We start from the raw sequence: 12,441 nt of genomic DNA on the forward strand, positions 1-12,441 counted from the left end.
TCAACTGCCCTCAATTATTGATTTTTCGATTTCCGATTTATCGAGTAATATTCGCAAAAATTTAGTCCATTTCATGTTTTTCGCATTTATATTAATTACAAGTGTTGCTGTAGTATATACTTATACTCGCAACTCTGCGGCAATAATGCGGTAGAGACCAATCAATCAAGTTTAAATGTTCCGCAGTTTTATAAATATTCGCAGGAATATATGATGGCAAATTGTCCTTTTTCATAATAATTTATTAAAACGGATCATCATCATTCATCTTACTACTTCTAGTAATAGTTACTGAGGGCTCAGGGAAACCAGGATTACTGCTTTGCTCTTCTATATTATAAGTATTATACTCGTCGAGGTCGGAGAACTTGGCATACTCTGCTTGGAACCTCACGTTCACCTTACCTGTAGCTCCGTTACGGTGCTTTCCTATAATAATTTCGGCCACCCCAGCAAGGCTGTTTCCTTCCCCATCCTCTGTTACGCCATAATACTCGGGGCGGTGAATGAACATCACCAAATCCGCATCTTGCTCAATAGATCCCGATTCACGCAGGTCGCTAAGCATGGGCATTTTTCCTCCGCCTCGCTTTTCGCTTTCACGGTTAAGTTGTGCGAGTGCCATAATGGGTATAGCTAGTTCTTTTGCTAGTGATTTTAGTGAGCGACTTATATAACTTATCTCCTGCTCGCGATTGCTATTTTTATTACTGTCATCACCTTTCATTAACTGCAAGTAATCGACAACTACTAATTCTATATCGTGTTGTGCTTTAAGACGGCGGCATTTGGCACGCAACTGAAATATGGAAAGGGCGGCGGTATCATCAATAAATATTTTTGATTCGCCCAATTGTACCACCTTTTTGTTGAGCTGTTCCCACTCGTACGGAGCTAGTTGTCCCGTTTTTAACTTGCCACCTGGTATCATAGCTTCGGAAGAAATGAGCCTAGTAACCAACTCCACCGATTCCATCTCGAGCGAGAAAACAGCCACAGCTTTTTTTGCCATTACTGCGGCATTACGTGCAGCGGTTAATGCAAAGGCGGTTTTACCCATACCTGGGCGGGCTGCAACTATAATAAGGTTATTTTTTTGCCAACCGCTGGTCATTCTATCTAAATGCGTAAAGCCTGATGGCACGCCCGATAGGCCGTCTTTATTATCTTTTACACTCTCAATCTGTTTAATAGCTTTCACTATCAAATCGTCAACCTTAGCATAGGTTTTTGATATATTGGTTTCGGCTATTTCAAATAATTTTTTCTCAGCGGAGTCAAGCAGTTCGAAGGAGTCGTTCTCATCATCATAAGCATCTTTCTGTATCTCGCCACTTACCCTTATAAGTTCGCGTTGTATATATTTTTGCGAAACAATGCGGGCATGGAACTCGATATGTGCCGCAGAACCAATACGGTTGGTAAGTTGTGATATATAAAAAGCCCCACCAGCTTCGTCAAGTCTACCTTGATTACGCAAGTTACTGGTAACGGTAAGCATGTCGATCGGCTCGGCTCTAGCAAATAACACTTTGCACACCTCATATATAAGTTGGTGCGACTGTTTGTAAAACATTTGCGGCTCGAGTATCTCGGCTACGCGTTCCATAGCATCGCGTTCGAGCATGAGTGCACCAAGTACAATTTCTTCGAGGTCGGTGGCTTGAGGTGGGAGTTTGCCGAATTCGTTTACCAAATTGCCGGCGGTCATTTCATTAAGGTCGGTACGTTTTTTTTTGAAGGATTGAGAAGACATCGGGGATATTTAACGATTGAATGATTTGTGATTGAATGATTTTAGTTGCGAGTTGTCAGTTGTGGTTTGTCAGTTAGACTTTCTCATAACTCACAACCCGAGACTGACAACCATTATAATGATGCGAAAATAGTTATTAGCATTGGGCTTGAACAAAGGTAGTGGATTGTCCACATATATATATATAATGTGCAATTAATGTGGAGTGTTTATATAATAGCTTGATGGTCAATTTTTGCTTATGTGTATTATATAATTATTCACATTAATCTCTCGTGTGGAACTGCATTTTTCCACAGCTTGAATATCAAGCACAAGCAATTGTTAACAGTAAAAACTGTATATTTAATTTTGGAATCTAAAACAAAAGCATTCCATTATTTTTGCCCCATGCAAATAAAAGAAATCTGCAATTACCTAGAACAAATAGCCCCACCTCACCTGCAAGAGGATTACGATAACAGTGGTTTGCTGATAGGCAATGCAAATAATACATTTACCAAAGCCTTGATAACACTGGATGTAACTGAAGCCGTGGTGCAAGAAGCAATAGATAACGGTTGTAATATGATCATCGCACATCACCCGCTCATCTTTGGCGGATTGAAACGTATTACAGGCAAAGATTATGTGCAACGATGTGTAGCCATGGCCATTAAAAATGATATTGCGATATATGCGATTCACACGAATTTAGATAATGTGTTATGGGGGGTGAATGCAAAAATTGCAGAGAAGCTAGGTTTGCAGAACTTAAAAATCTTGGATCACAAAGATGGACAATTATTGAAACTTGTAACTTTTGTGCCGCACGATAAAGCAAGTAAAGTTCGTGAAGTCCTTTTTGCTGCAGGAGCTGGTACAATTGGCTTGTATGATAATTGTACTTATAATGTTGAAGGACTTGGAACTTTTAAAGCAGGAGAAGGAACAAATCCTTATGTGGGGGAAAAGAATAAATTGCATGAAGAACCAGAAACCAGAATTGAAACTATAGTTCCTATACATTTAAAGAATGAAGTGCAGAAAGCACTCATCAATTCGCATCCTTATGAAGAAGTGGCTTATGATTGGTATCCTATTTTGAACACCAATCCGCAAATAGGAAGTGGTGTCATTGGTGAATTGGAAAAAGAAATGGAAGTGGTCGAATGGCTCGAATTTTTGAAAGCCAAAATGAATTTGTCCTGTATTCGATATACCAAATCCTACACAGGTAAAGTAAAGAAGGTGGCTATATGTGGTGGCAGCGGGAGTTTCCTACAAAAAACTGCAATGGCCGCAGGTGCTGATGCCTATGTAACAGCAGATTTTAAGTACCATGAGTTTTTTATTGCAGAAAACTCAATGCTGTTGTGCGATATAGGGCATTATGAAAGTGAAATATTTACAAATGAATTGCTTTTGGAAAAATTGAGAGAAAAATACCTTACTTTTGCAGCCCAAATTTCGGCAATAGATACCAACCCCATAAACTATTATTAATAAACAACATGGAAGCTACCGTTGAGCAAAAACTTGAAGCACTTTACAAACTGCAACTTATCGACTCTCAAATTGATCGTGTAAAATCGATGCGTGGGGAGTTACCACTTGAGGTGGCAGACTTAGAAGATGAGATAGCTGGTCTTGAAACCCGCATGTCGAACTTAAATACTGATGTTGCCAAATTGGACGAAACCATTTCGACCAATAAGCACAATATCAAAACATCGCAAGCACTTATAAAAAAGTACGATGGTCAGCTTACCAATGTAAAAAACAACCGCGAGTACGATGCCCTTACCAAAGAGGTTGAAATACAAGGTTTAGAAATACAAGCCGCTGAAAAAAGAATCAAAGATTTTCAGATTGAGGTGAAGTACAAAAACGAATTGGTTGAGAAACTTAAAGAAGAAATTAGCGAACGAAATAAAGACCTCGTGAATAAAAAAGGTGAACTTGATAATATTATTGAGGAAACCACCAAGGAAGAAAAAGAGTTAGACAAAGAACGTAAAACTGCTCACAAAATCGTTGATGAAAGATTATACTCAGCTTATTACCGTATCCGCAGCAATGTGAGAAATGGTTTAGGTGTTTCAATTATCGAGCGTGATTCTTGCAGCGGATGTTTTGCTTCTATTCCACCACAAAGACAGATAGAAATAAAGCAGCATAAGAAAATTATAGTGTGCGAAAACTGCGGACGAATTCTTGTTGACTCAAAGTTAGCAGGAGAAGAAGTTGAAAGTTAAAATAATGTCAAAATCAGATAGAAAAAACCGGTCTAAGGCCGGTTTTTTTCGTTAACATATTTCATCATATACATTATCAGGCAAATAAAATTTAATCGCCCGATGACAATCAGGTTTTAAGTACCGATAAATTTGCCGCACTAATTTTTAAAATGGAAAGTTCAAGTCAAAGTACAACTATAAATCGTGTTTCATTTGGCACCCTTCTAATTACCTTAGGCATTATTTATGGCGATATAGGAACTTCGCCCTTATATGTTGTTGATGCAATTATTCACCAAGGAAATGGTATTGAAAATGGATTACTAAAGTTCGACCCGCTATTAATATTGGGAGGCCTTTCATGCATCTTTTGGACCCTAACCATTCAAACGACTGTTAAATATGTGATATTAACATTGCGAGCAGATAACAATGGCGAAGGTGGTATTTTTTCCCTTTTTGCTTTAGTTCGACGCTATAGAAAATGGCTATATATCCCTGCCATCATAGGTGGTTGCACACTTTTGGCGGATGGTTTTATCACACCGCCTATTTCTGTTTCCTCAGCATTAGAAGGACTTAAAATTATCAATCCGAGTATTACTACTGACCAGATTGTTCCAATGGTAATTATTATCATTACAATCTTATTTGTATTTCAACGTTGGGGAACCACATTATTGGGTAAAACCTTTGGACCTTTAATGTTTATTTGGTTTTCGATGCTTGGAGTGATCGGATTAATTGGACTAATACAATATCCCGAGATTGTTAAAGCAGTAAATCCTTACTACGCTTATCAGCTTTTGGCAGAATATCCTGAAGGATTTTGGTTGCTGGGGGCGGTATTTTTATGCACCACAGGTGCTGAAGCAATGTACAGTGATTTAGGGCATTGTGGACTTAAAAATATCAGGATTAGCTGGATTTTTGTTAAAACAACTCTTTTACTAAATTACTTTGGCCAAGGAGCATATTTGTTGGCACATTATGGCCAACCCGCTCCCGAAAAAATGTTTTATGCGTTAATGCCCGATTGGTTTTTGCCTTATGGAATAACGGTAGCTACTTTAGCAGCAATTATTGCAAGTCAAGCACTAATAAGTGGCTCCTATACTTTAATTAATGCAGCTATGAGATTAAATTTCTGGCCCAAGGTTGGTGTAAAGTATCCCACGGTTCATAGGGGGCAATTGTATGTTCCTAGTATTAATAATATTTTATGGATGGGTTGCATGTGTGTTGTTTGGTATTTTAAAGAATCCAACAAAATGGAAGCCGCCTATGGTCTTGCGAATAATTTAACAATGATAATGACCTCGTTCCTACTTGCAGCCTGGTTATTGTCAAAAAAGATAAATCACTATATTGTTATTTCCCTTATTCTAGTCTTTTTAACTGTGGAGATAACTTTTCTTGTTGCGAATTTAAATAAGTTTAAAGAAGGCGGATTTATTACAATTATCATTTCATCCGGACTTTTGTTTGTGATGTATATTTGGCATAAGGCCAGGCAAATTCAAAAAAGATATATCCACTATAATGATATACATAAATACTTGCCTATGATTGAAGAACTGCATGCCGATACAGAAATCCCGAAGCATGCAGGCAATTTGGTTTATCTAACCAACTCCAATTATCCAAACTTGATTGAGGCAAAAATTATTAACAGCATACTCAAGAAAAAACCCAAAAGGGCAGATGTATATTGGTTACTGCATGTAAACACTAGCGATGAACCCCATACGGTCGAGTATAAAGTTCACCATTTGATTCCAGGGAAAGTAATCAGGGTCGATTTTAATTTAGGCTTTAGAGTGGAGCAAAGAATTAATATCTATTTCAGGAAGGTAATCGACGAACTTGTCAAACATCATGAGGTATCCATTATAAGCCGCTACAAATCATTAGAGAAATTCCATATAGCTGGCGATTTCCAGTTTGTTGTTTTTGATAGATTTATGAGTTACGAAAACGATTTACCATTTGTGGAAGACTTTACGTTGGATATGTATTTTCAACTAAAAAAACTCAGTACACCTACCACTAGAGCTTTTGGGTTAGATAATAGTGTAGTAAGTGTGGAGACCGTTCCCCTTATTATATCACAGCCAAAAAACATTAAAATTAAACGCCTAATTTAGCAAAATGTAAGGCAGTAGATTCAGAAATTTAAGAACCTATCCAAAAAGCCATTTAATGTCTTAATTATCAGATATATTTAACCAATATGGCATCTTTATTACTAAAGCTGTAAATGATTTTTTGTAAAACCTTACAAATTTGATAAATTAATTTGGAAGTATAATTTGGAATTGACTACTTTTGAATCAAGATTTCAATAAATAGAACTCAAATGAAGTTGATCAGAAAAAAAATCCAATCGTTATTGTTGCTTGCATTATTTGTAGGACAGTTTCCTACATTGTTAGCACAAGACCTCCCGCGTCAGTATTTATACGTAAGTAAGCAAACGGGGCAAACAAGTAATTTCCACGGACAGCAAGGTAAAACCACCGACAAATATGAGGAGGGTAATGTCACCATTAATGTAGTGGGACCTATTACGCATGCGGTTACCCCTAATGATATGTCAATAGGACATAATCAAACCAAAACTTGGCAAGGGCAAATTTCACCTCTTATAGCACAGTGTCCTGCTCCTGGAAGTAGTGTTAGTGCTAAATTGAATGCGGCCTATGATGTTGTATTTAGCAGACCTCAAGGAGGTGCTGCAGATGGAGCAGTTATATTAAGCACTTATAATTGCAGCACAGAAGCTGATGGGGTGAACCATGAGCACAGTGGTTGTCAATTTCACGGTTCTTTAGGTGGTATGCACGAAATAGTAAGAAAAATAGGAACGGTGGTTCAAGATTTTGAAATATTCAGTATCAATTGTATTGTGCCGGTAGCTTTCAATTGTGCAGATGGAACTGCTACCTTGCATGCCGATATATATCCCGGCAATGAGGGTACAGTTATTTGGCAAACACCTTTTGGACAATTAACTGGAAATGATATTCAAATTAACCTTCCTCCCAATTTTAATAATATTAATGTTACAGCAACTTATACAGTTAGGGGCGTAAGCTATAGTGCTAATGGTGTAATCAGACCCGACAATTTAACAGGTTTTGCACTTCCATGTTGTGCAAATCAACCTAAGAATGTTAGGGACATAGCGATGCTTACTTTTGATGGTCCTTGCCATCCTCCAGTTGTTTTTGCACCTGCTATTGTTTCGCCTCCTACAACAGGAATTGTAGGGCCAACAAATATAATAAATGTAACTGCTTCTGCAAATACAGTTAACTTAGGATCAACAATCACAACTGTAAATGAAAATATTGAGTTATCTGTCACTCCATTTGCTGTGGACTTTAGCAAAATTGGAAATTTACTTAAAGACGCTGCCGAAGTAGTATCGCATACACCTGGCAGTCCCTGCTCACCATCTTTTAGTGTTACTGGTGGGTTAACACTTACTACTTCTAAAAAATGTTGCCTAGGTCCGTGTTTAATTAAGGATGCTCAAAAAATTGCTGGATCTGTTGGCGTTTCTGCAGGTGTAAGCTGTAGGTTTCCTATCTATGGCATTCCTTATGTAGCATCATTAGATGCTTTATTAGAAGCGTCCATTGGTGTTACTGGCACATTAAGTCACCAAACAACTTGTGATGCCCCAAAAGTATGTGCTGAGCTAGGTGCAACAATCAGTTTCGGTTTGGGAATTGGTGCTTCTATTGCAGGCGGCATGATTACTGCCGATTTGAAAGGCGTAGTAGAAGGAGCATCGGCAAGTGTGAACTATTGCTTTATTCCGGCACCTATTACGGGTGAATGGAAAGCTAACTTAGGCAAAATAAAAGTAGTAGGTACAGTTACCACGCTTGAAGTATTTAACTATACTGTGGAATACACTTTATTTGACGGCTATGAATTTGGCCCGTTCCCTTTATAAATCTATTATAAAAATTAACTGCACCTAACCAAAAGTGTTAAACCATAGAATCGTGTCAACTCTAACAAAATATATCATAGCTGTACTTTTGCCATTGGCAGTGGTTGCCCAAGCAAAAGTACCCCCATATGAGTTCAAGCCTGTTGAGATAAAATTCTCTGCTGGATTTACAGGATTAATGAACGACCCTACCCATAAAAGTGGAAGCGAATTAGTATATAAATATAACGGTCAAATATTTGATAAGACCGATGGCCAAATACCTACAAAAGAAGATGGATTTGATGGAACAAGTAAAAGATCTACGCCATGGGAAACATTAGGCGAACTTATACATGCCTATCGTGAGAAAAACTTCGACAAAATACTTTCTTTATACACTGTTACTACCCAAGATCAACTCATCACTTTGCTTGCTGGCGAAAAGAAAGAAAAGTTTTTGAACCATGTTTCCAAAATAACCAAAGCAAAAATATTGGCTGGATTTGAATATAAAGAAGGCATATTGGTTATATACGAATCGAAAGAACTTGGAATTAGTTCTTGCTATATGATTAAGAAGAAGAAGAAATATGTGCTATCATCATTTAACGATGACGGTCCAGAGGCTTGGAATCTTTCCCTATATTTTAAATTCAAACCAGAACCTATCACAGTGCCGTTAATTCAAACTACTGTAGATAGCTTTGGATCGACCGAAACAAAAAGAATTGATTTTAAATTAAACAAAGCGAATAACTTTGTTACTGTATGTGGAGACAAATTGGGTCAAGCTGTACTTTATAATATTAAAGACAATAGTGAATACGATTTGAATCCTGAGCCAGGTATTGTTGGAATCGATTTTAACAAATCAAAATCGGCCATGCCCAAAGAATATACTTTATATATAGCTGAAACCAATTACCCATTAACAATGGTTTCTGAACCAATCTTAAAAGTTGCAAAAGGGTTTACCTTCAAGGTGTACAAAAAATAACTTGCCCAAAAGTTATTTATTTTCCTTCTGAAGTTGTATTTTGCCTTAACTTTGCGTACTTTTATGAGAAACATCAAAGTACTATTTTATCCCCTCATTTTTATTGCTTTATCCTGCGGTGGCGAAGAAAAAACTCCCCACGAAAAAAGTATTGACGAAATAAAAGCTTGGCAAATAAAGGCTGATAGCTCTATTCAGAAGAATGAGAATGTATCAGGAATTTGCGATTCGCTCATTACACATTATGAGCATTTTGTGAATGCCTATCCGCAAGACACTTTCGTACCTGAATGTTTGGAAAGAATTGCATCTTTAAATCAACGGTTGAAACAATTTGAAAAAGCTGAAATAGCTATGGAGAAATTCCAAAAAATGTTTCCTAAACATAAAAAGATTCCCTTCATCCTGTTTCAGGAAGCAATTATGTTTCAAACAGATATGCATCAACTTGGAAAAGCGAAAGATAAATTTAACGAATTAATTTTAAAATATCCAAATACTAAATGGGCAAGCGATGCTAAAATAATCATGGAATCGAATGCCAGCAGCGATATAGAGCTTTTTAATTCTATTATGAAGAACGCTGAAGATAAAAAAATAACAAAGAAATAATGGGGAGTTTGGTAGCAATTGTAGGAAGGCCTAATGTTGGTAAATCAACACTGTTCAACAGGCTTGTTGGGCAAAGAAAAGCCATCGTGGACGATGTGAGCGGCGTAACTCGCGATCGCCACTACGCAGAAGCAGAATGGCTTGATAAAGAATTTATTGTAATAGATACAGGCGGATATGTAAAACAAAGCAATGATGTATTTGAAACTTCGATAAGAGAACAGGTGAAAATTGCTATTTCAGAAGCGGATGTGCTGCTTTTTATGGTGGATATAACCTGTGGTGTCACCGACCTCGATGCAGAATTTGCAGACCTGCTTCGCCGCAGCAGCAAAAAAGTGTTGGTAGTGGCAAACAAATTGGACAATTATGAACGCCTTGCTGATGTAGCTGAATTTTATTCGTTGGGCTTTGAACACATTTTCCCTATTTCATCAATGACAGGTAGTGGAACCGGGGAACTTTTGGATGAAGTAGCCAAGCATTTAAACAATCCAGAAGAAGATTTAACCGACCTTCCCAAAATAGCTATTATAGGGCGGCCCAATGTGGGGAAATCATCCCTTACCAATGCTTTGCTAGGAGTTGAGAGAAACATTGTGACGGATATTCCAGGCACAACGCGAGACAGTATTCATACCCACTACAAAGCTTTCGGACACGAATTTTTGTTAGTAGATACAGCAGGTATTCGAAAAAAATCGGCTACCATGGACAATATAGAGTTTTACTCTGTGATGAGGAGCATAAAAGCAATTGAGGAAGCCGATGTCGTAATGTTAATGATTGATGCTACAGAAGGGTTCCAGAGCCAGGATCAGGCTTTATTTCATCTAGCAGAAAAAAACGGAAAAGGTATCGTGATTTTAGTGAACAAATGGGATTTAATGAACAAAGATACTAATTCATCTAAGGAATTTGCCAAGCATATTGAAGAGAAGATAGCACCCTTCACCGATGTACCCGTTTTATTTATATCAGCTAAGGAGAAACAGCGAATTTTGAAGGCGATTGAAATGGCTGTAGCGGTATATCAGCGTAAAAATGTATCAATACCTACGCATGCTCTTAATGAGTTCCTATTGGAAGTAGTGCAACAAACACCTCCGCCGTCTTTGAAAGGAAAATTTGTTAAGATTAAATATGTAACACAATTAAAGAGTAAACCACAGCAATTTTTGTTGTTTTGCAACCTTCCGCAGTATGTAAAAGACCCCTATAAACGGTTTATCGAGAACCGGCTTAGGGAGAAGTATAATTACACTGGAGTGCCGCTTAAAATCTATTTCAGAAAAAAATGATTTTTTTTTTTGCAAATGAAGATTCAGTTAATACCTTTGCAGCGATTTATAAATTAATTAATTAATTCAAAAAAAAACAACATGAAAAAATTATTATCAGTACTGATGGTTGCCTCTATGGTATCCTTTGTTGCTTGCAAAGGCGGCAAAAAAAATGACGACCAAGCTAAGCATGATGCAGATTCAATCGAAACTGCCCGTGTACAAGATTCAATCAAGAATGCAATGGCTACAGATACTATTGCCAAACACGAAGAAGTAAAAGACAGCTTGAAAAACGAAGTTAAGAAAGAAGACAAAAAGATTGACGAAATGAAGAAAGAGAAGTAATAAGCTTTTTTTTCAAAAAATAAAAAAGGCAGCCCAAATCGGGTTGCCTTTTTTATTTATCCGTATTTCATTGGGGCTGCATCGTTAATGAATCCTAGGTATCATGCTGAATTCACCTCATCCCCCAACTCAACCCAATTCTGTGGATGTTTCCCAATCGGGTTTTATTGCAAAACCCATAGTCTATACTTAAAGTACCTGCACGTTTCTGCAATTTCAAGCCCACACCAGCCGACGGAAGTCCGCCCTCATCTATACCAAACTCATAACCTGTTCTCAAGAATAAGAGTTTATGCCAAGCATATTCTGCCCCCAATGAAAATGTTTCATTATTATCGCTATAATGATTGAGTTGTGTGGTGCCCACTAAGCTTTGGCTATTGCCACGCCAAGCGTCCATAGCAAATCCCAAACGAAAAACCGCTGGTACCGATACACGCTGAAAGTCTGTTATATCTGACTGACCATTAAATTTAAGTACTTCCATGTGCCCATTGGGTTTCACATTGGCTCCAAAATTATTGAGGGTAACAGCAAATCTTGCGTTGCGAATATCAAGGTCGTAACGTAGTCCAAAATCGAACAATACATTATTAACGGCCACTCCTGCTAATCCTTCGTGTGCCCATTTAATATTGAGACCAAATGAGAAAAAGTTTGTGAGTATGCGGGCATAGCTGCCGGCCATCGTCCAACTGTTCATATTAAAGGTACGACCTGTGCCAAAGGGCTGAAACTCGGTGGTTTCGGTCATACTTCCATAGTCATTATAGGCTAGGCTTAACCCTAGTTTGGTATACATACCTTTATTAAACACAGCAGAAAACCAATGCTGATTAGTATTTGCAAAATAACGTGTGGTAGAGATTTGCAAATTGAATTTGCCTGTATCTCCTTTCACCAACCCCGCTGGATTCCAATATGCTGCTGATGGATCGTTGGCTATTGCTGTTACCGCCCCACCCAAAGAACCTGCCCTTGCATCGGGACACACTTTAAGAAATTGCATTCCCGAAGTACCTGAACGGCTATTGCCAAAGGTAGGTAATACTTGAGCAAACGCATCTGACAAAGCAATTGCAAAGAATAAAAAAAATAATAGGTTCTTATTTTTCAAGGGTTCAAAGTTATTGCATAATGAGCTTTTGACAAATGATATTACCGTTATCTTTTAGTTTTATTATACCGAAACTCAATAGACCTCTTTCATAATTCAAATAAGAAAAGCCAAATTATAACGGACACTTTATTTTATTGTAGTATCGCTCGCCGCGAAC

Annotated in this window: 10 protein-coding genes; 8 read left to right on the forward strand and 2 right to left on the reverse strand. The window is 37.7% G+C overall.

The genetic code is table 11. The annotated features are described in order from the left end of the window. Window positions 1–244 precede the first annotated feature (244 nt). Window positions 245–1,756 (reverse strand): replicative DNA helicase, encoded by a 1,512-nt coding sequence (dnaB, locus tag SGJ10_12365; protein MDZ4758916.1) that lies wholly within the window; start codon window positions 1,754–1,756, stop codon window positions 245–247. Window positions 1,757–2,146: 390 nt separating this feature from the next. Here dnaB and SGJ10_12370 point away from each other — a divergent pair, with 390 nt between their 5' ends. From SGJ10_12370 to SGJ10_12405, 8 genes are all read left to right on the forward strand, one after another. After that, window positions 2,147–3,241, forward strand: a complete 1,095-nt coding sequence (locus SGJ10_12370; protein MDZ4758917.1) for a Nif3-like dinuclear metal center hexameric protein — start codon at window positions 2,147–2,149, stop codon at window positions 3,239–3,241. Window positions 3,242–3,249: 8 nt separating this feature from the next. Next, on the forward strand, window positions 3,250–3,993 hold the full coding sequence (locus tag SGJ10_12375) for a C4-type zinc ribbon domain-containing protein (GenBank protein ID MDZ4758918.1): 744 nt from the start codon (window positions 3,250–3,252) through the stop codon (window positions 3,991–3,993). 152 nt (window positions 3,994–4,145) lie between these two features. Beyond that, window positions 4,146–6,122, forward strand: coding sequence for a KUP/HAK/KT family potassium transporter (locus SGJ10_12380; protein ID MDZ4758919.1), 1,977 nt, complete (start codon window positions 4,146–4,148; stop codon window positions 6,120–6,122). A 212-nt stretch (window positions 6,123–6,334) separates the two neighbouring features. Beyond that, window positions 6,335–7,942, forward strand: a complete 1,608-nt coding sequence (locus tag SGJ10_12385) for a hypothetical protein (protein MDZ4758920.1) — start codon at window positions 6,335–6,337, stop codon at window positions 7,940–7,942. Between the two features lie 52 nt (window positions 7,943–7,994). Beyond that, the gene (locus SGJ10_12390; GenBank protein ID MDZ4758921.1) at window positions 7,995–8,921 is read left to right on the forward strand and encodes a hypothetical protein; all 927 of its coding nucleotides are present in this window, start codon (window positions 7,995–7,997) and stop codon (window positions 8,919–8,921) included. Window positions 8,922–8,984: 63 nt separating this feature from the next. After that, the gene (bamD, locus tag SGJ10_12395) at window positions 8,985–9,533 is read left to right on the forward strand and encodes an outer membrane protein assembly factor BamD (GenBank protein ID MDZ4758922.1); all 549 of its coding nucleotides are present in this window, start codon (window positions 8,985–8,987) and stop codon (window positions 9,531–9,533) included. Next, window positions 9,533–10,834 (forward strand): ribosome biogenesis GTPase Der, encoded by a 1,302-nt coding sequence (gene der, locus SGJ10_12400; GenBank protein MDZ4758923.1) that lies wholly within the window; start codon window positions 9,533–9,535, stop codon window positions 10,832–10,834. Before bamD ends, der begins: the two co-directional genes overlap by 1 nt. 81 nt (window positions 10,835–10,915) lie before the next feature. Next, on the forward strand, window positions 10,916–11,164 hold the full coding sequence (locus tag SGJ10_12405; GenBank protein MDZ4758924.1) for a hypothetical protein: 249 nt from the start codon (window positions 10,916–10,918) through the stop codon (window positions 11,162–11,164). Window positions 11,165–11,276: 112 nt separating this feature from the next. Here SGJ10_12405 and SGJ10_12410 read toward each other — a convergent pair whose 3' ends face one another. Next, window positions 11,277–12,281, reverse strand: a complete 1,005-nt coding sequence (locus SGJ10_12410; GenBank protein MDZ4758925.1) for a PorV/PorQ family protein — start codon at window positions 12,279–12,281, stop codon at window positions 11,277–11,279. Between the last annotated feature and the right edge of the window lie 160 nt (window positions 12,282–12,441).

This window comes from Bacteroidota bacterium (assembly GCA_034439655.1).
Taxonomy (GTDB): domain Bacteria; phylum Bacteroidota; class Bacteroidia; order UKL13-3; family UKL13-3; genus CANJUD01.